This is a genomic window from Thermanaerosceptrum fracticalcis (genome assembly GCF_000746025.2).
In the GTDB taxonomy this organism is placed as follows: domain Bacteria; phylum Bacillota; class Peptococcia; order DRI-13; family DRI-13; genus Thermanaerosceptrum; species Thermanaerosceptrum fracticalcis.
The window spans coordinates 2827350-2846467 of the sequence record NZ_CP045798.1; the positions used below are offsets into that span (position 1 = coordinate 2827350).

Sequence of the window (19118 nt, forward strand, 5' to 3'; positions counted from 1 at the left end):
GTAAATGACTGCCGTTCTGGGTTATTAAGAACGCTTTTAAAACTGGCACGAATATTGCATTTAGAAAAAGAAACTAATACCAAGGAGGGGTCAAATGTGCAAGAAAAAGCAAAAAAACAGCCGTCTTTAGGAATTTCACTGCTGCCCATTATTTTTGCCGTCGCTTTATTGTTTTACGGAGTAGGTATTCTCCGGGCCAATGCCGCCATCATGCTTCTCATTATTTCCATGTTTGTTACTTTTCTGAGTGTGTTTCACCTGGGCTTTACCTGGGAAGAATTGTTGGAGAAGGGGATCAGGCCTACCATTGACAGGGCCATGGGTGCCATCTTAATCCTTATCATGGTTGGTCCTCTGGTAGGAGCCTGGCTCATTTCCGGGACCATTCCCTATTTTATCTACCTGGGCATGAAGATCTTAACGCCCAAAACCTTCCTGGTATCTGCCACCGTGTTATGTGCCATCTCTTCCATTATGACGGGTACCTCCTGGGGAACAGCCGCCACTCTGGGCGTAGCCCTTATGGGTGTGGCCTATGGCCTAGGCGTTCCCTTGCCCGTGGCAGCCGGAGCCATTGTGGTCGGTTCTTACCTGGGAGATAAAATGAGCCCTATTTCCGACACCACCATTTTAGCCGCTGCCACTGCGGAAGTGGACATCTTTGATCACATCAGGTCCATGCTCTGGACCACCCTGCCCGCCTTTTTAATCTCTTTAGTGGTCTATCAGGTGTTCAGTTTCAAAATATCCGGCGAAATTGATTACAGCCGCATTAACCAGTTATTAAACGGGATAGACGCCACCTTTAACCTGAACCCCTTACTGCTTTTACCGCCTGTAGTTGTCTTTTACCTATCTTACAAAAAAGTACCCAGTATTCCTGCCCTCTGGATCGGTACGGTTATCGCCATGATTTTGGCCTGGACTGTCCAGGGTGCCGGTTTTAAGGAAGTTATTACAGCCATGTACAGCGGTGGCAATTTCAAAACGTCTATTCCCGAACTAAATAACCTCCTGAACCGCGGCGGCATAACCAGTATGGTTTCTTCCATTGCTACCGTTTTTATGGCCTATATCTTTGCCGGTGAGATGGAGTATACCGGAATGTTGGGTAAAATACTGGATTCTATCAAGGAATCCTTTATTAAAGGAAAAGTTGGTAACCTCATCTTCTCCACCTCATTAACGGGTATTTTAACAGGTCTGGTTACAGGCAACTCTTACTTGAGCATTATCGTGCCGGGAAGAATTTATCATCCGGTCTTCAAAGAATTTGGTATTAAACTGAATGTTTTATCCAGGACCACAGAAGATTCGGGTACCGTGGTGGTACCTCTCATTCCCTGGAGTGCCGCGGGCGTTTACATGGCGGCCACCCTGGGCGTACCCACCCAAGCCTATGCCCCCTGGGCCGTCATGTGCTACCTGGGCTTTATCATTGCCTGGCTTTACGGTTACACCGGTAAGGCCATCTGGAAACAACGAGAAACCAAGAGAGAGAATTCTGTCGCCATGTAATAACCTTTCAGCCCATTGGAGGTGTCAGCATTGTTTAAAATTCTAAAAGGGGGCCGGGTCTTTTCTCCCGAGGACACAGGGGAGAAAGACTTGCTCCTGGCGGGAAATTCCATTGCCTATATAGCGGAAAAGATTGATCCCTCACCGGTTTACGGAGAGGTAGAGGTCATCGATGTTAAGGGAAAATACGTGGTTCCTGGGTTCATCGACCAGCACGTTCATTTGATCGGGGGAGGCGGGGAAGCAGGTTTTGCCTCCCGTACCCCCGAGGTGATGCTGAGCAGGGTAACCAGAGCAGGCATTACCACGGTGGTTGGCTGCCTGGGAACTGACGGTACCACACGCCATATGGCCTCATTACTGGCCAAAGCCCGGGGACTGGAGGCAGAAGGACTCTCTACGTATATTTATACAGGGGCTTATGAAGTTCCAACCCGTACCATTACGGATAATGTGAGGAATGACATTATTCTTATTGATAAAGTCCTAGGCTGTGGAGAAATCGCCATCTCAGATCACCGCTCGGCTCAGCCCAGCAAGGAGGATATCGCTAAACTGGCGGCGGAGGCCAGGGTAGGAGGAATCTTAAGCGGAAAAGCCGGCGTCTTACACCTCCACGTAGGGGACGGCCGGCACAAGCTGGGAATGTTGTTTGAGATCCTGGAGGAAACGGAGATTCCCATCAGCCAGTTTACTCCAACCCATATCAATCGTAACCCGTATCTTTTGGAAGATGGTATCAGATTTGCCAAAATGGGTGGGATGATTGACATGACCTCGGGGGTAAGTCCTGGGGCCGGGGCCGATAAATCGGTAAAAGCCTCCCGGGCTATAAAATATTGCCTGGAGCAAGGGGTGGCTATAGACCGGATCACTATGAGTTCTGATGGGAACGGAAGTATGCCCCTTTTTGATGAAAAGGGAGGAATCCAGAGACTCCTGGTAGCAGAACTGGATTCTCTCTATACGGAATTTAAAAGTCTTATTTTAGAAGAGAAAGTAAACTTGAGTGATGCCCTTAAAGTGATTACCCAAAATCCCGCTCAATCTTTAAAACTCTATCCTCGCAAAGGTTCCCTGCAGGTTGGTGGTGATGCCGATATTGTCGTTCTGGATCAAGACTTAAATATTGAATACGTCTTTGCCCGGGGCCAGTGCATGGTAAAACAGGGACAGGCAGTAGTAAAAGGGAACTTTGAGAAATGAGAAGTGGGAAGTAAAATATTAAAAGGGGTAAATACCACGTGTCAAACTTGAAGCTTGGCAGCAAAGCCAAGTTTCTTTTTTATTGGGGACATTCCTGTCTATTTCCCGACTTACGACTTCCGATTACCGATATTGGATGTCTTAAAAAAAGATATCAGGTGTCGACAAGCTGAATAATTTCATTCTTCTGCTGGTGCTGTTAACAGCATGGAGGTATAGTAACTAATAACTAATAACTAATAACTAGTAACTAGTAACTAAACAGGTGTGTCCCCTTTCCTAAATTGTATATATTGTTTTCTCCTAACCAATACTACAGGTGAGAAAAAGGAGGAATAGCCAATGGAGTACAACAATGCTCAAGTTACCGGGGGAGAGGGCAAGCCGCCCGTGGTAAAATGCAGTGTTATCAATTGCTTGTATAACAAGGCTCAAGAATGTCATGCCAAGGGTATAGAAGTGACCACGGACCATCCCTGGCCTACGGCTACTACCAGTGTAGCCACTGCATGCCAGACCTTCCGTCCCCAGGATGAGACCATATGGCACCCCGACACCGTCTAAGCGCCCTTGGAGGCGCTTTTGCTTTATCTTCTTCACTACCAACTATCAACTACCAACTAATACAGGAGGTCTTTTCGTGCAAGAAATCAACGGCAAACTGGTGATTATCGGCGGGGCTGAGGACAAAGAAGGGTCCTGCCTGATTTTGCGAAAGTTCCTGGACCTGGCAGGTGGGGAGGAAGCCCGGGTGATTATTCTTACTGCGGCCACAGAAGCACCTGATGAAGTGGGAGCCATGTACCAGAAAGTGTTTACTAAACTGGGCTGTAAAAAGGTAGAGGTACTGGATGTACCCGACCGGACGGCGTCTAATTCGGAAAAGGTTAAACAGATGATTGCTTACGCCACGGGAGTATTTTTTACAGGAGGTGACCAGTTACGGATTACCAGTGCTCTGGGCGGTACCGCGCTTCTTTCCGCCCTGGAAAAAGCCCGTCACCGGGGTTTGGTGGTGGCGGGAACAAGCGCCGGGGCCTCAGTGATGAGTTCTACCATGATTACGGAGGGAGACAGTGATGAATCACCTAAACTAAATACGGTGAAAATGTCTCCCGGAATCGGTTTGCTGTCCGGTATCGTCATAGACCAGCATTTTGCCCAGCGCGGTCGTATTGGCAGGCTTTTAACCGCCTTAGCCCAAAACCCAGCCGTGTTAGGTCTGGGCATTGACGAGGATACTGCTGTGATTATTGATGAGGATGAGTTACTGGTGTGGGGGAGCCAGACGGTGACCATTCTCGACGGAAGGGGTGTCACCCATACCAATGCTTCCCTGCTGGAGCCTAACCAGTATTTGGCCCTTACTCATGTCACAACCCATATCCTGCCCCATGGCTACAGATTTAACCTTAGTAAAAGAGAACCCCTGCTTCCCTGAAATAAGTAAAGCAAGACTATACTTCCTGAATGTGGTAAATAATACATTTTGGGGATATTTTTTTAGGGGGTTCCGTGATGAGGATATTGGAAATACGGGAATACCGCGGTAGAAATATCTACAGTCATTATCCCGTAGTCAAGGCAATCATTGATTTGGAAGACCTGGCTAACATCTGGAGTGACCAGATTCCCGGTTTTGCGGAAAAACTGGCCCGTAATATTCCACAGTTGCAAGGGCATCATTGTTCCCGGGGGCGTGAAGGGGGATTTTTGGAAAGGGTTAAAGAAGGGACCATGTTTGGTCATATTGTTGAACACGTTGCCCTGGAACTCCAGTGCATGGCAGGATTCTCCGTAATTTACGGCAAGACGGTAGCGACCGATAACCCGGGTATATATGAGGTAATTGTGGAGGCAGGGGTCATGGAAGCGGGGATCCAGGCTCTAAAGAGTGCCCTCCATCTTATTCAGGTACTAATAAATAACAGGGAATGCAATGTACATGGGGAAATAGAGAAAATCCGCCAGGCTGGACGGGAATACGGATTTGGGCCCAGTACACAGGCTATCATCGAAGAGTGTAGGAAAAGGGATATCCCCGTGATGCCCCTGGGCAAGGGAAGCTTGCTTCAGCTGGGACACGGGATTAAGCAGCAGAGAGTTCAGGCCACCATTACAGGACTGACTTCTTGCATTAGTGTGGATATTGCCGGTGATAAAAACCTCACCAAGCAGCTTTTGGCTGAAGGTGGGATACCTGTACCTTGGGGAGATGTGGCCTGCACGGAAGATGAAGCTGTAAAAATAGCGGTCAAACTTGGAGATAGTGTGGTCGTAAAACCCTGTAACGGTAACCAGGGGAAAGGTGTGACCCTTAACCTGGAAAGTGAGGCGGAAATCAGGACAGCCTTTCGCATTGCTCAAGCCTACAGCGAGGACATTATTGTAGAGAAATATATCGTGGGCAAACACTACCGCCTTCTGGTCGTAGGGAACAAGATGGTGGCGGCGGCCGAAAGAATTCCCGCCCACGTGATCGGCGATGGGATACACAGTGTGGAACAGTTAATAGAGCTGGCAAACCAGGACCCCAGCCGCGGAGAAGAACATGAAAAGCCACTGACGAAAATAAAAATTGACCCTGCTGCTCTTCTCGTTTTAGCCAAGCAAAAAATGCATCCCTCCTCTGTACCCGAGTTTAAGCAAGTGGTCTACTTAAGAGAAAATGCCAACTTAAGTACGGGTGGTACAGCGGTAGATGTGACCGAGGAGGTTCATCCGGAAATCAGTAAGCTTGCTGTACGTGCGGCCAGGATTATCGGGTTGGATGTGGCGGGAGTCGATTTAGTAACCCCGGATATAAAGAGGCCTTTGGACAAGGAGGGTGCAGTCATTGAGATCAATGCTGCGCCGGGTATTCGTATGCACCACTTCCCTAGCCGGGGAGTCAGCCGCAATGCAGCAGGAGCCATTGTGGATTATTTGTTTCCCCAAGGCCATTCGGGGAGGATTCCCGTGGTTTCCATAACAGGTACCAACGGGAAGACAACTACAGCTCGACTGGTAGGGCATATTGCGGGTCTGTGGGGGAAATGTGTCGGTTTAACGACAACAGGGGGAGTGTTTGTGGGGAGGGAGTGCCTGATAAAAGGTGATACAACAGGTCCCCGCAGTGCCCAGGCCGTATTAAGGGACTCCAGGGTGGAAATAGCCGTTCTGGAAACAGCCAGGGGCGGGATTCTCCGGTCCGGTCTTGGCTACGATAAAGCCACGGTGGGGGTGATCACCAATATTAGTGAAGATCATCTTGGTTTAGACGGAATTAAGGATTTGAAACAATTAGCCCATGTGAAGTCTCTGGTAATTGAGGCTTTGGTGAAGAACGGAACAGCAGTGTTAAATGCCGATGATCCCTGGAGCATGGTTATAGCTTCCCGTGTCAAAGAAAACCTCCTTTATTTTTCCCTGGCTGAAGATAACCTGATTATCAAGAGACATCTTAGTACAGGACAAAAGGCGGTGTTTGTAAAAAAAGACCAGCTTGTTTATGCCGTAGGGGATGGGTATCACAGCATTGTTGCTGTGGAAGACATTCCCTTAACCGTGCACGGCCGTGCCACCTTTAATACCGCTAACGCCCTGGCGGCTGCAGCAGCATGTATCAGTTTGGGCATGCCTGTGTCCGTTATCAGGGAAGGCCTGCAAACCTTCAATCTTACCACATGGCATAATACGGGGCGTTGCCAGCTTTTTCAGCTGGGTGATATCAGGGTATTGCTTGACTATGCCCATAACCCGGCAGCCATTCAAAATATTCTCCAGTACGCAAAGAAGCTGGAACCCCAGCGTTTATTAGGGGTCCTGGGGGTCCCGGGAGATAGAAGAGACCGGGACATCATGGAAGCGGGCCGGGTGGCAGGAAACTACCTGGACTATTGTGTTATCAAAGAAGATCAGGATTTGCGCGGCAGGAGAGCGGGTGAGGCAGCTTCCCTCTTGTGGGAAGGTTTTAAACTGGGGACCAATAAAAACAAGGCAGGTGAAATTATCCTGCCGGAGCTTACAGCCGTACTGGTAGCACTCAGTAAATGCAAACCGGGGGATTTGCTGGTCATCTTGTATGAGAAACTTGAGCCCTTGCAGGAGTTATTGCATAAATTGGAAAGCAGGACAGCGCAGGAAGAAAACTTAAGTAAGGAAACTCCTTGGGGGAATATAGTAGAAGAGACCTGTTTTATGCAAAAAACCCTCAACAACCGCTAGGATTTCATGTTACAATAGGTTAAAATTAGAAATCCTCATACGATAAGGTTGGCGAATAGGATGCAGCAGGTTTCCGTGAAGGGATATGCTAAAATAAATTTAACCCTGGATGTCCTGGGCAAGAGGGATGACGGCTATCATGAAGTGGCTATGATTATGCAGGGCATAGAACTTCATGATCTTATTACCCTGGAAAAGAGACAAACAGGGATTACACTGGAGATCAATGTGCCGGAACTAAGCTCGGGTCCCGATAATTTGGCTTATCGGGCGGCAACTTTACTCCAAAAGGATTTTCCGGACATAGCAGGGGTTCACATCAAGCTTACGAAGGAGATACCTGTGGCCGCGGGATTGGCCGGAGGCAGTACTGATGCCGCCGCCGTTTTACTGGGTCTTAATCGTTTGTATGACATGGGCTTATCCCTTGATGACTTAAGAACATATGGGGCCCGTCTGGGTTCGGACGTGCCCTTCTGTCTGCACCCCCTAACTGGCCTGGCTACAGGCAGGGGGGAAATGATCAGAGAGCTTCCTCCTTGTCCTCCGCTTTGGCTCGTGCTGGTAAAGCCTCCTTTTGGAGTGTCTACGAAGGAGGTTTATGGGCACTTAAAGGAGGTAATCATTAAAGAAAGACCCTCTCTTAAGAGAGCCTTGGCGGCTTTGGAGACAGGTGATTTGGGGCTTTTATATCAGTCCATGGCCAATGTCTTGGAATATGCCACCTTTGATTTGTATCCGGAATTACGGGATTGGCTGGAGGAATTAAGGGATCTGGGAGCGAAAAAAGCCATGATGTCGGGGAGCGGGCCGACCCTTATCGCCTTTATGGAGAATGAATCGGAAGCAAAAGAATTAGCTTCCTGTTGGATAAAACCTGGCTGGCAGGTAGTGGTGACACGGTCCCTGGGTCCCCGGGATTTGGATAGGAGGATAGTTGTCGATGAGTGAACGGCGTTTAACCCCTGTGATACTGGATAATTATAAACCTTTACGTGATATTGTCTTTGAAGCTTTGAGAGATGCTATCATTAAGCAGGTGCTGAGGCCCGGGGAGCGTCTCATGGAAATCCAGTTAGCGGAAGAAATGGGCGTGAGCCGTACACCGGTGCGCGAGGCCATTCGCAAACTGGAATTGGAAGGGTTTGTCATTATGATTCCCCGTAAAGGGGCTTATGTGGCTGATATTTCCCTGAAGGATATCTCCGATGTCTATGAAATACGGGGAGCTTTGGAGGCCCTGGCCTGTGGTCTCGCTGCGGAACGGGCAAGTCTTGCTGAGATCGAAGAAATGGAAAAACACTTAATCAAAGAAACCGAGTATTTAGAGACCACGGATATTCCGGCCACTATTGAAATAGATACAGGTTTTCATGACCTAATCTACAAAGCCGCGCGCAATGAAAGACTGGTGGTCATGTTAAACAACTTAAGGGAGCAGATTCATCGTCTTCGCGTTACTTCTATTAAATACCCGGGGCGGATGAAAAAGACCCTGGAGGAGCACCGGGCCATTGTGGAGGCCATCGGCAGCCGGGATGTGGACCTTGCCCAGAGGTTGGGAGAGGAACACATTGAGCGTGCGCAGCAGGCCTTGTTGGAGCTCTTAAAAAGTAAACAATAATAACCCCCTTGAAGGGAGTCTTGGTATGACCTCAGGAATCATACTGGCAGGAGGAAAAAAAGAAAACCTCTTGAAAGGCGGGAATTTACCGGAGAATGAAGCGCTGATACCCATCGGTAGTAGGGTAATGGTCGAGTATGTTGTGGATGCGGTCCTGGGTTCCCCATATATAGAGCGGATTATTATTGCCGGTCCCCGGCACGAACTAAAAAAATATTTTCCAAACCACCCAGGAATTGAACTGGTGGAAAGTGGCGAGTCACTTGTACATAGTTTATTAAAGGCTTTAGATTGCCTTTCCCCCGAGGAATATCAAGAAAAAGTACTTGTGACCACAGGAGATATTCCCCTCTTAACAACTGAGGCTGTGAACGGTTTCCTGGAGAGCTGCCGGGGGCTGGAGGGTGATCTGTTTTATCCTATTGTAAAGAAGGAAACCAATGAAAGTAAATACCCCGGTGTGCAAAGGACCTATGTGAACCTTAAAGAAGGTGTTTTCACAGGAGGGAACATGTTTCTCCTTAAGCCCGAAATTATGAAAAAGTGCAGCAGGTTTGCCGAGGAACTGGTACGTTTACGCAAGAAACCCTTATCCCTGGCTTCCTATATCGGGTGGTTTTTCTTGCTGCGTTATTTAATGGGACGGCTCTCCATTAAAGATGCTGAAGATAAAGCCTTAGAACTGTTAGGGATTAAAGGAGTGGGTATTATTTCCCCCTTTCCCGAAATTGGTATAGATGTGGATAAAACCAGCGATTTAGAGCTGGTACAAAAAGTATTATGCTCATAGGGAGGGCAGCCTCCTTATTTTTTTCCTTAAAAAGGAATCCTGGTACTGGCTAAACCTGAATAAATAGGTTAAAATATTACTTAAATATTCGTGATTCTCCTTGGCTTATTCTCCTAGCGGGGGTGATTTTTTGGAAAAATGGCGTAGAAGTGAACGAGTCGTGATTATCACCAAGTATCTCCTGGAAAAACCTAATACCCTTTTTTCCCTCAATTTTTTTGCTGAACTTTTCCAGTCCGCCAAATCCAGTATCAGCGAAGATATTAGTATTATCAGGGACGTTTTTCGGGAGTTTACTTTAGGTAAAGTGGAGACTTTGGCCGGGGCAGGAGGAGGCGTGATTTATTCTCCCCTCGTGGGGCCCCGGGAGAAAGATGAATTTTTACAGGAAATCGCCGAAAAGCTTTCTGATCCCAGCCGTATTTTACCCGGGGGATATCTTTACATGACAGACATCATTTTTGATGCGAGGTTAGCCCAAAAGGTCGGTGAGATATTTGCCCAGCATTTTATAGAATTAGAGCCGGAGTTTGTCGTCACTATAGAAACCAAAGGTATTCCTTTAGCCCTCATGACCGCCAAGGCCCTCAATCTACCCTTGGTGATCATCCGTGACGGGAGCCGCGTCACCGAAGGTTCGGCGGTAAGCCTCAACTATGTAACGGGCTCTTCCCGGAATATTCGTACCATGTCCCTGGCCAGAAGGGCCTTACCAACAGAAAGTCGTGTTGTAATCATTGATGATTTCATGAAAGCCGGGGGGACGGCGAAAGGTATGGTGGAACTCCTGGCGGAATTTAAAGCTGAGGTCCTGGGGATTGGCGTGTTAGTGGATACCGAGCTTCCGGAACAAAAACTGGTACCCAATTACTACTCTCTCTTGAAATTGAGTAAAGTCGATGAAATAGAAAGAAAAATTATGCTCCATCCTCATTGCTGAAATGGAAAATATATCCTAAATAAATGTATAAAATAGCTAAATAATGGGAAATTTCATAAAGAGAAGAAGGAAAATCCAAAAATGTGACGAATAGGTATAAATCAGCAGGATGTGGGGAAGGTGGTGAACATTTATGAATATTACAGATGTCCGGATTAGAAAGATAAATCAGGAAGGTAGAATGAAGGCTATTGTCTCGGTTACTTTTGATAATGCTTTTGTTGTCCATGATGTTAAAGTTGTGGAAGGGACTAACGGTTTGTTCGTTGCAATGCCCAGTAGAAAAACACCCGAGGGGGAATTCAGGGATATAGCCCATCCTATTTCAGCTAATGCCCGGGAAATTATTCAGACAGCTGTCCTAAAGGCTTATCAGGAAGCCATATAACGGTGAAAAAGGACAAGCAGAGAGAGGAGCTTTCGAGAGAGGCTCCTTTTTTAATTTAAGAAAGTATAACTTTCTTAAATTAGGGGTGTTAGGGGAGGTATCCCCTAAGTTTCAATGAGGAGGGTAACAGCGGAGCGTCATAGGGAACGCAGGGGTTCCCTTTGAAAGGACAAAAGCACAACAATTAATTTAGTGCACGTACGTGCTTTTGTCCTTGTGCGGAAAGTATGGGGCAGTTACCATAATTAGTGATTACTTTTGGCTAAAATTTATGATATAAATATTTATGTACTAACAGGGACTAAGGAGGGGTTAGTTTGCCGCAGTCAGTTGCAGTTGTCTTGGCAGCTGGATTAGGGACCAGGATGAAGTCGAACATGCCCAAAGTACTTCATCGCGTGGCGGGTAAGCCCATGATACAGCATGTCATAAATTCTTTAAGATTTGCGGATGTGGAAAACATTATTCTGGTTCTGGGCTATCAGGCGGAACGTGTGGAGTCCGTATTAGGGGCCGGCTTCCAAATAGTCTATCAAAAAGAGCAGTTGGGAACAGGACATGCAGTCCTGCAGGCTTTACCCTTATTACAGCAATATTCCAGCGGGGACTGCCTGGTGGTCTGTGGTGATACCCCTCTTTTAAGAGGACAAACCTTAAAAAGACTTCGCGAAAAACATAATGAGGCTGGAGCCAAAGCTACGATTCTTACGGCTCTGCTCTCCGACCCCACAGGATACGGTCGTATCATAAAAAATGCTCAAGGTGTAGAGAAAATTGTGGAAGAGAAGGATGCGGCAGAAGAAGAAAAGGCTGTCAGGGAGATTAATACAGGTGCCTATTGCTTCAGCATCGAAAGTCTTAAGGAGAAACTAGCCCTTTTAACTCCGGCTAATGCCCAGGGAGAATACTACTTAACGGATGTCATAAAGTACCTGGTGGAGGATGGGGAGAAGGTTGATACCCTGTTGCTTACTGATCCCAACGAAGCCATGGGCATCAACAACCGCCGGCAGCTGGCAGAAGCCGAAGTCCAGATGCGCCGCCGTATCTTAGAAAAGCTCATGGATCAAGGGGTAACAGTGATCAACCCCGACCACACCTATGTAGAAGAAGAGGTGGTCATTGGGAAAGATACCATACTCTATCCAGGTGTGATCCTGGAAGGGAAGACCAGGATCGGGGAGAACTGCGAAATCGGACCTAATACCCGTATCGTCGATTCCATCATTGAGGATGATGTGGTAATCAATTACTCTTATCTGTTTCAGGCCAAGGTGGCCAAAAGCTGTACCATCGGGCCTTACAGTTACCTGCGCCCCGGTACGGTTCTGGCTGAAGGTGTTAAAGTTGGAGATTTTGTGGAAGTTAAGAATTCCTATATTGGTCCTGGTTCCAAAGTGCCCCATTTGAGTTATGTAGGGGACAGTACCGTAGGTAAAGGCGTCAATATTGGGGCGGGTACCATAACCTGTAATTACGATGGGGTGAATAAATACCCGACTTATATAGGTGACGGCGCCTTTATCGGCAGCAATACGAACCTGGTGGCACCTATCACCGTAGGCGAGGGTGCCTATATTGGGGCTGGCTCCACAGTGAACAAAGATATACCGGCAGGAGCCCTTGCTGTTGCCCGGGGAAAACAGCGTAATATCGAGAATTGGAAAAGCAGGGCCCAAGGTACAGGAAAAGAAGAGGTTAGGGAGGACAAAAATCATGACTAAAAAACTTAAAATATTCACAGGTAACGCTCACCCCCAATTAGCGGCTGAGATCGCCGAGTATTTAGGTGTTGAGGTCAGTGCCGCCCATGTAAAAAGATTCAGTGACGGAGAAATTAATGTAGCCATTGACGAAAGTGTGCGGGGAGCCGATACATTTGTTATTCAACCTACCTCTTCGCCTGTTAATGAGAACATCATGGAGCTTCTCATTTTAATTGATGCTTTACGACGGGCCTCTGCCCGCAGGATAACTGCCGTATTACCCTATTACGGTTATGCCAGACAGGATAGAAAAGCCAAGGCCAGAGACCCTATTACGGCTAAACTGGTGGCCAATCTCCTAACCGCTGCAGGGACACGGCGTGTTTTAGCCGTAGATTTGCATGCCGGGCAGATTCAGGGCTTTTTTGATATTCCTGTGGACCATTTACTGGGTGTGCCTATTTTAGCGGAGTACTTCCTGAATAAACAGATGGACGACCTTGTCGTGGTTTCTCCGGACCTTGGCGGTGTAACCAGAGCCCGCGCTTTGGCCGACAGGGTACATGCACCTTTGGCCATTATCGACAAGAGGCGTCCCATGCCCAATGTGGCTGAGGTTATGCATATTATCGGCGATGTGAAAGGGAAAACAGTGGTCATGATTGATGACATCATCGATACCGCCGGTACCATTACCCTGGGCGCCCAAGCCCTCATGGACAGGGGAGCCAAAGAAGTATATGCCTGCTGCATCCATCCCGTTTTATCAGGGCCTGCCATTGCGAGACTGGCCAAGTCACCCATCAAAGAAGTAGTAGTGACCAACACGATTCCCCTGGGACCGGAGAAGAAGCTGGATAAGATGAAGGTTCTTTCCGTGGCACCTCTAATAGGTGAAGCCATTATCCGGATTCATGAAGACCTTTCCGTCAGTAAATTATTCGACTAAGATAAACGGACAAACCCCAGGCTGCTGGGGTTTGTCTATTATAAATCACCTTTGGCAATAATAAAGATGTCCCCAATATACATGTCAGAGGTGATAAAATATGGGAAAGCATGTCCTAAGGGCGGACAAACGTCCTGTCAATACCAAACATACAGTAAGGGAACTAAGAAAAAAAGGATACGTTCCCGGCGTTCTTTACGGGAGCAAAATCGGTAATATTCCTATTAAAATAGCGGAGAGAGACTTAAGCAGAGTGGGCGGCGCCCATGTCATCGAGGTTACCCTGCCCCAAGGGTCATATCCTGCTGTTATTAGAGAAATACAAAAACATCCGGTGAACGGAGAGATTCACCATGTGGACTTGCAGCAGGTGGACCTTAATAAGAAAATTCGTACGGAGATACCTATCCAGGTCACCGGTACGCCTGTGGGTATAAAAATGGGCGGTGTGCTCCAGTTGGGTGAAAGGTCTGTGGAAGTTGAGGCCTTACCGGCGGAAATTCCCGACTACCTGGAAGCGGACATCACTGCTCTGGAAATTGGAGACAAGTATACCGTTTCCGACCTGCAAAAAACTACGCCCTTAAAGATTATAAGTGAGTTGGATTCTGTTATTGCTGTGGTGGTAGCGCCCAGAACGGCAGAGACTATAGAGGAGGAGCAAACTGCACCGGAGCTTCCTCACGGGGACCCTGTGGTAGAAAACGGGCAGGAGTAACTCGCCTCCTTTAGGGTATAGAGAGGTGGAGGAGATAACGTGAAGCTGATTGTTGGTTTAGGCAATCCGGGGAAGAAGTACGAAAAAACCCGCCATAATATTGGTTTTATGGTTGTGGATGAACTGGCATCAATCCTGGAAGTTGCGATTGAAAAAAAACAGAACCAGGCTCTTTTAGGCCAGGGATTTCTGGACGGAGCAAAAGTGCTGTTGGCTAAACCCCAAACTTACATGAACAGGAGCGGTGAGGCCGTCTTGGAGCTGTTAAATTATTACCAGGACAGCATCGACGATCTCATTGTGATACATGATGATCTGGATATGGAATTCGGCCGCATCCGCTTTAAGCCGGGAGGAGGGACGGGGGGCCACAATGGCCTCAAATCCATTACGCAAATGTTGAATTCTCCCGATTATGGCCGTCTAAAAATTGGCATTGGCCGTCCTCCCCAGTTCATGAAGGTAGAAAACTATGTTTTAAGTGAATTCACCGGAGCGGAAACAAAGGTTTTGCCTGAACTGATAAAAGTGGCAGTGACCGGGTTAAAGACCTGGTGCAGTGCCGGCATAGAAAAAGCCATGAATGATTTTAATGGGGTACATATTAAATCAGATATAGAATAAAGATGGTGAGATTATTGGGGAATGTTACCCGGAAGGTGGATAACGTTCCCCTATTATGTTAATACTATTCACTAGCCTTGTGGAATGGAGGATGACATGACGTATTTGGGAGCAGGCCTGGTGGCTGCGCTTTTGGCCTGGGGGTTAAACGTGCTGATAGTCAAGGGCGGGGGAGAACGATGTATCATTTGGGTGATTCCCTGGCTGGAGGAGTTCATCAAAACGGGAACCGCCTTACTTTTAAGAACTTCCATCCCCCTTACCCACGGGGTCTTTGGTTTGGTGGAAGCGGTACACGACTACCTGTCCTCCCGCCGTTTGGGATTTTGGGCCGGGTTGGCCAGTGTCTTGAGTCACTGGTTCTTTGGACAAATTACCCAATATCTTTTCAGCCAAACCGGCTACTGGCTTTTAGGTGCAGGCGCGGCAGCTCTTGTCCATGTTTCATGGAACCTGGCTATTACCCGGCTCTTCGCCAGCCTGCAGCGGATAAAGTGAAAGAAGGGGGTTTAGTCTTTGCGGCTTATCTATATTTGTGACCGTTGTGCTAATTATATTGATGAAATTGAAATGAACGCCCTGGATGAGGGACGGTTGGGTTTTGATATCTTAACCGAAGAGGAACGGGAGGATTTAGTGCACCTGGATTGGGAGCGACAGGTAGGAACGGTAAAAGCCATCTGTGATACCTGTATGGCTAAATTAAATGATGGCACTGTAAGCCTGTGGGTTCCCTATGGACCCCATTAAGTATTCTTTACTCATTTAATTAACGAAGAAACTCTAGTCTAAAAAATGCAATATATTATATAATGTAGTGGTAACTACAAAACATCATGAAGGTAGGTGGGGGTCAGCCGGACGCCCACTATTTGGCATTGGAGGAACATCAATGGCTTTGCAATCCATCATTGCACATCTCAAAAAAATTAAAGAATTTAATTATCTTTTGGAGCAATTGAAAAAAGGCAGGGAAACTTTTGTTTACGGTGTTGCCGGTTCCCAGAAAACCCTGCTTACAGCTGCTTTACTGGTTGACCAGGAGAAGCCCCTGCTTTATATCGTAGAGAATCCCCAGCGGGGTAAAGAAGTGTTTGATGATTTGAACAATTTATTACCTGACTGGTTGATACAGTATTTCCCTGCCTTTGAGACTTTACCCTTTGAGGTCATAGCCCAGAGCCATGAGACCCAGCGCAAGCGGCTGGAAGTGCTGCAAAACCTGGTGACAAATGGCAAGAAACATGTGGTTATCTCTACCTGGGAGGCCCTCATTAAAACCTTGATGGCACCTGAAAATTTTAAAAGGGCTATAGTAAACCTTACAGTAGGGGAACGGGTGCAGATTGACCAGCTCTTACAGCACTTGATCAGTGTGGGTTACCAAAGGGTAGATATGGTGGAGGACAAAGGGCAGGTCTCTTTGCGGGGGGGGATCCTGGATATTTTCTCCGTTACGGCGGAACAACCCTACCGGATTGAATTTTTCGACGACGAAATAGATTCTATCCGGGTTTTCTCCATAGAAAGCCAGCGCTCTATTGACAAAATAAAAGAAGTGACGATTGCCCCCGCCGCTGAATTCTTCCTTTGGGGACATGATACGGAAGAGGCGCTCATGCACTTACAGGCTGAAGCCCAGCAGCTCTTAAAATCCATGGAAAAGCGGGGGAACATAGACGGGTTTAACTATCTGACCGCCAGGATGAAGGAAATTCTGGAAAAAATCAGGGAGAACCAGTATTTCCCCGGTTTTGAACAGCTGCAGCCTTATTTCACCCAGGGCAAATACTCCCTTTTATCCTATTTCAGAGAGGATCCCTTTATCATTTTGGATGAGCCCAACCGGCAGAGGGAGGCTGCCTTAGCCCGGGAAAAAGAACACCAGGAAACTTATGTGGCCTTATTGGAAAAAGGGAAAGTATTACCGGGTCAGGCCGCTAATTATTTCTCCTGGGATGAATTATGGGAAACTATGAAAAAGAGAAGACCCCTATTTTTTTCTTTACTCCCCAAAAAACCGGTGGGATCCGAAAGCGTCAACCTGGTAGGTGTTACCGCCAAGACCCCCAGTTTATTTATGGGTAAGACTAAACTCCTGGCTGATGAATTAAAAGAGTGGAAGAGACAGAAATATGGTGTTTTAATCCTGGTAAACTCTGAAGAAAGGGCGGAGAGGTTAAAACAAAGCCTCTGGGATAGCGGTGTGGAAGTTTCTATCGCGAAAAGAGGATCCCCCTTATCCTTAGAAAATATCACCGTCAGTTTTGGTTATCTCACCAGCGGGTTTGAGTTTACCACCTGGAAAGTTGTTGTTCTCACAGAACATGAATTCTACCACCAGCCCAAGAAACGCCCACCTCGCAAGATGTTCCAGGAAGGTAAGAAGGTAACTGTCCTGGAGGACCTTAAACTTGGGGATTATGTGGTCCATATTAATCACGGTATTGGCCGCTACATGGGCATTGAAAAACTGGCTGTGGGCGACGCGGAAAGGGACTACCTCGTTATCAAATACCAGGGTGAAGATAAACTGTATGTTCCTACCGATCAGGTAGGGCTTTTGCAGAAGTACTTCAGCCAGGAGGGGCAGGTGCCCAAGCTTTCAAAGCTGGGGGGCAATGAATGGAATAAGGTTAAAAGCAAAGTTAAGGCTGCGGTAAAGGATTTGGCCGAAGAATTGTTAAATCTTTACGCTGTACGAGAGTCGGCCCGCGGTTTTGCTTTTAGTCCCGATACACCCTGGCAGATGGAATTTGAAGATGCCTTCCCTTACGAAGAGACAGAGGACCAGCTGCGGGCCATCCGGGAAGTGAAACGCGACATGGAAAAGCCCCGTCCCATGGATAGACTCCTTTGCGGTGATGTAGGTTATGGGAAAACAGAGGTCGCTATCCGGGCAGCCTTTAAAGCCGTGACCGATGGAAAACAAGTAGCCGTCTTAGTCCCCACTACGGTCTTAGCACAGCAGCACTACAATACCTTTAAGGAAAGATTTGAGGGTTTTGGTGTAAATGTTGCCGTCCTAAGCCGCTTCCGTTCCGCCAAAGAACAGAAAGCTGCCCTGCAAGAACTGGCCCGGGGGCGTGTGGATATTATCATTGGTACGCACCGGCTTTTATCCACTGATGTTAAATTTAAAGACCTGGGGCTTCTGATTATCGATGAGGAACAACGTTTTGGGGTAGTGCATAAGGAGAAGTTGAAAAAAATCCGTAAAACGGTAGATGTTTTAACCTTAACGGCTACACCTATTCCCCGGACTTTACACATGTCTTTAGTAGGAGTAAGGGATATGAGCGTGATTGAAACACCTCCGGAAGACCGTTATCCTGTGCAAACCTTTGTGGTGGAATTCAGCCCTCAACTTGTACGGGAAGCAATCCGCCGGGAGTTAGGCCGTGGTGGGCAGGTCTATTACGTGCACAACCATATAGAGGACATTGAAAAGGCTGCCCATTTTGTACAAGACATGGTGCCGGAGGCCCGTGTGGGGGTGGCCCACGGTAAGATGTCTGAAGACCAACTGGAGAATGTCATGCTGGATTTCATGGAAGGGGAACTGGATATTCTAGTCTGCACAACCATTATTGAAACGGGCTTGGATATTTCTAATGTCAACACCTTAATTATTGATGACGCTGACAGATTAGGACTATCCCAGCTTTACCAGCTGCGGGGCAGGGTAGGACGCTCCAACCGGGTAGCCTATGCTTATTTAACTTACAATAAGGATAAGATTCTGTCGGAAGTAGCCGAGAAACGCCTCAACGCCATACGGGAGTTTACGGAATTAGGTTCAGGTTTTAAAATAGCCATGCGAGATTTGGAAATCAGGGGAGCAGGTAATATCCTGGGTGCCGAGCAACATGGGCATGTGGCCGCTGTAGGTTTTGATTTATACTGCCGCATGTTGGAAGATGCGGTCAAAGAAGCCCGGGGCGAGGAATTGCCCATAGAAAAAACCATAAGCATTGATATTCAGGTAAAAGCTTACATCCCTCAGGAATATATCCCTGATACCGGCGTCAAAATTGATTTTTATCAGAGAATTAATGCCATAAAAGAAGTGAAGGAAATAGACCAGCTGGCCGAAGAACTGGAGGACCGTTTTGGTGACATGCCCGAGCCCCTCGTCAACTTGCTGCGCATTGCCGCCATTAAAATTTCCGCTGTCCCGGCAAAAATCCAGTCTATCACCCAGGAAAAAGATCTGATCAAAATTAAAATGGAGGATGACCACGGCCTTACCGGCAACCAGCTGATGAGCCTGGCCAGGCGTTACCGGCGGCAGGTCAGTTTCAGTGCTGCGGCCGGTTTAGAGATTGTGGTAAATATCCGGAACTTGGAAAGGAAACAGATGCTCTTATTCTTAGAAGAAATTATTTTGGAAATATCCTCCCTTGCCCGGAAGGAAGCGGCTTTGGTATAATGGGCTAGACTGGTGCA

General features: G+C 47.5%; 17 protein-coding genes. All 17 read left to right on the plus strand.

Translation table 11 applies throughout. The features are described from left to right. The first annotated feature begins 96 nt into the window (after nucleotides 1-96). The 17 genes from nhaC to mfd all read left to right on the plus strand — a co-directional run bounded on the left by nhaC (nucleotide 97) and on the right by mfd (nucleotide 19101). Complete coding sequence (gene nhaC / locus BR63_RS14345) at nucleotides 97-1518, plus strand: Na+/H+ antiporter NhaC (RefSeq protein ID WP_034421267.1); 1422 nt, start codon at nucleotides 97-99, stop codon at nucleotides 1516-1518. 21 nt (nucleotides 1519-1539) lie between these two features. Next, complete coding sequence (gene iadA / locus BR63_RS14350) at nucleotides 1540-2724, plus strand: beta-aspartyl-peptidase (RefSeq protein WP_338055988.1); 1185 nt, start codon at nucleotides 1540-1542, stop codon at nucleotides 2722-2724. A gap of 342 nt (nucleotides 2725-3066) precedes the next feature. Continuing rightward, entirely contained in the window at nucleotides 3067-3288 is a 222-nt protein-coding gene (locus BR63_RS14355; RefSeq protein ID WP_034421264.1) for a DUF1540 domain-containing protein, read from the plus strand. A gap of 76 nt (nucleotides 3289-3364) precedes the next feature. Next, nucleotides 3365-4165 carry a cyanophycinase gene (locus BR63_RS14360; protein ID WP_034421262.1) on the plus strand — a complete coding sequence of 267 codons (801 nt, stop codon included), beginning with the start codon at nucleotides 3365-3367 and terminating at the stop codon, nucleotides 4163-4165. Nucleotides 4166-4242: 77 nt separating this feature from the next. After that, nucleotides 4243-6930: a cyanophycin synthetase gene (gene cphA, locus BR63_RS14365; protein WP_081908082.1), complete on the plus strand. Its 2688-nt coding sequence runs from the start codon at nucleotides 4243-4245 to the stop codon at nucleotides 6928-6930. A gap of 60 nt (nucleotides 6931-6990) precedes the next feature. Continuing rightward, nucleotides 6991-7881, plus strand: coding sequence for a 4-(cytidine 5'-diphospho)-2-C-methyl-D-erythritol kinase (ispE, locus tag BR63_RS14370; protein ID WP_034421261.1), 891 nt, complete (start codon nucleotides 6991-6993; stop codon nucleotides 7879-7881). Continuing rightward, nucleotides 7874-8554 carry a GntR family transcriptional regulator gene (locus BR63_RS14375; protein ID WP_034421259.1) on the plus strand — a complete coding sequence of 227 codons (681 nt, stop codon included), beginning with the start codon at nucleotides 7874-7876 and terminating at the stop codon, nucleotides 8552-8554. Before ispE ends, BR63_RS14375 begins: the two co-directional genes overlap by 8 nt. A 25-nt stretch (nucleotides 8555-8579) precedes the next feature. Continuing rightward, nucleotides 8580-9344, plus strand: a complete 765-nt coding sequence (locus tag BR63_RS14380) for a nucleotidyltransferase family protein (RefSeq protein WP_034421257.1) — start codon at nucleotides 8580-8582, stop codon at nucleotides 9342-9344. A 130-nt stretch (nucleotides 9345-9474) separates the two neighbouring features. Then, complete coding sequence (gene purR, locus BR63_RS14385; protein ID WP_034421255.1) at nucleotides 9475-10284, plus strand: pur operon repressor; 810 nt, start codon at nucleotides 9475-9477, stop codon at nucleotides 10282-10284. A gap of 133 nt (nucleotides 10285-10417) precedes the next feature. Continuing rightward, nucleotides 10418-10672 carry a septation regulator SpoVG gene (spoVG, locus tag BR63_RS14390; RefSeq protein WP_034421253.1) on the plus strand — a complete coding sequence of 85 codons (255 nt, stop codon included), beginning with the start codon at nucleotides 10418-10420 and terminating at the stop codon, nucleotides 10670-10672. 317 nt (nucleotides 10673-10989) lie between these two features. Then, nucleotides 10990-12396: a bifunctional UDP-N-acetylglucosamine diphosphorylase/glucosamine-1-phosphate N-acetyltransferase GlmU gene (glmU, locus tag BR63_RS14395; protein ID WP_034421252.1), complete on the plus strand. Its 1407-nt coding sequence runs from the start codon at nucleotides 10990-10992 to the stop codon at nucleotides 12394-12396. Beyond that, nucleotides 12389-13327: a ribose-phosphate diphosphokinase gene (locus BR63_RS14400; RefSeq protein ID WP_034421250.1), complete on the plus strand. Its 939-nt coding sequence runs from the start codon at nucleotides 12389-12391 to the stop codon at nucleotides 13325-13327. The genes glmU and BR63_RS14400 overlap by 8 nt, the downstream gene beginning before the upstream one ends. A 100-nt stretch (nucleotides 13328-13427) precedes the next feature. Then, on the plus strand, nucleotides 13428-14045 hold the full coding sequence (locus tag BR63_RS14405) for a 50S ribosomal protein L25 (RefSeq protein ID WP_051965581.1): 618 nt from the start codon (nucleotides 13428-13430) through the stop codon (nucleotides 14043-14045). A gap of 39 nt (nucleotides 14046-14084) precedes the next feature. Next, the gene (gene pth, locus BR63_RS14410; protein ID WP_034421249.1) at nucleotides 14085-14669 is read left to right on the plus strand and encodes an aminoacyl-tRNA hydrolase; all 585 of its coding nucleotides are present in this window, start codon (nucleotides 14085-14087) and stop codon (nucleotides 14667-14669) included. Between the two features lie 96 nt (nucleotides 14670-14765). Further along, nucleotides 14766-15167, plus strand: a complete 402-nt coding sequence (locus BR63_RS14415; protein WP_034421247.1) for a hypothetical protein — start codon at nucleotides 14766-14768, stop codon at nucleotides 15165-15167. 18 nt (nucleotides 15168-15185) lie between these two features. Beyond that, nucleotides 15186-15419, plus strand: coding sequence for an anti-sigma-F factor Fin (locus tag BR63_RS14420; protein ID WP_034421246.1), 234 nt, complete (start codon nucleotides 15186-15188; stop codon nucleotides 15417-15419). A gap of 142 nt (nucleotides 15420-15561) precedes the next feature. Then, nucleotides 15562-19101 (plus strand): transcription-repair coupling factor, encoded by a 3540-nt coding sequence (gene mfd / locus BR63_RS14425; RefSeq protein ID WP_243269995.1) that lies wholly within the window; start codon nucleotides 15562-15564, stop codon nucleotides 19099-19101. The last annotated feature ends 17 nt before the right edge of the window (nucleotides 19102-19118 follow it).

Coding starts and splice junctions, on each gene's coding strand:
- BR63_RS14355 (WP_034421264.1), top strand. CDS start 3,067: ATGGAGTACAACAATGCTCAAGTTACCGGGGGAGAGGGCAAGCCGCCC.
- cphA (WP_081908082.1), top strand. CDS start 4,243: ATGAGGATATTGGAAATACGGGAATACCGCGGTAGAAATATCTACAGT.
- ispE (WP_034421261.1), top strand. CDS start 6,991: ATGCAGCAGGTTTCCGTGAAGGGATATGCTAAAATAAATTTAACCCTG.
- BR63_RS14375 (WP_034421259.1), top strand. CDS start 7,874: ATGAGTGAACGGCGTTTAACCCCTGTGATACTGGATAATTATAAACCT.
- BR63_RS14380 (WP_034421257.1), top strand. CDS start 8,580: ATGACCTCAGGAATCATACTGGCAGGAGGAAAAAAAGAAAACCTCTTG.
- spoVG (WP_034421253.1), top strand. CDS start 10,418: ATGAATATTACAGATGTCCGGATTAGAAAGATAAATCAGGAAGGTAGA.
- BR63_RS14400 (WP_034421250.1), top strand. CDS start 12,389: ATGACTAAAAAACTTAAAATATTCACAGGTAACGCTCACCCCCAATTA.
- BR63_RS14405 (WP_051965581.1), top strand. CDS start 13,428: ATGGGAAAGCATGTCCTAAGGGCGGACAAACGTCCTGTCAATACCAAA.
- BR63_RS14415 (WP_034421247.1), top strand. CDS start 14,766: ATGACGTATTTGGGAGCAGGCCTGGTGGCTGCGCTTTTGGCCTGGGGG.
- mfd (WP_243269995.1), top strand. CDS start 15,562: ATGGCTTTGCAATCCATCATTGCACATCTCAAAAAAATTAAAGAATTT.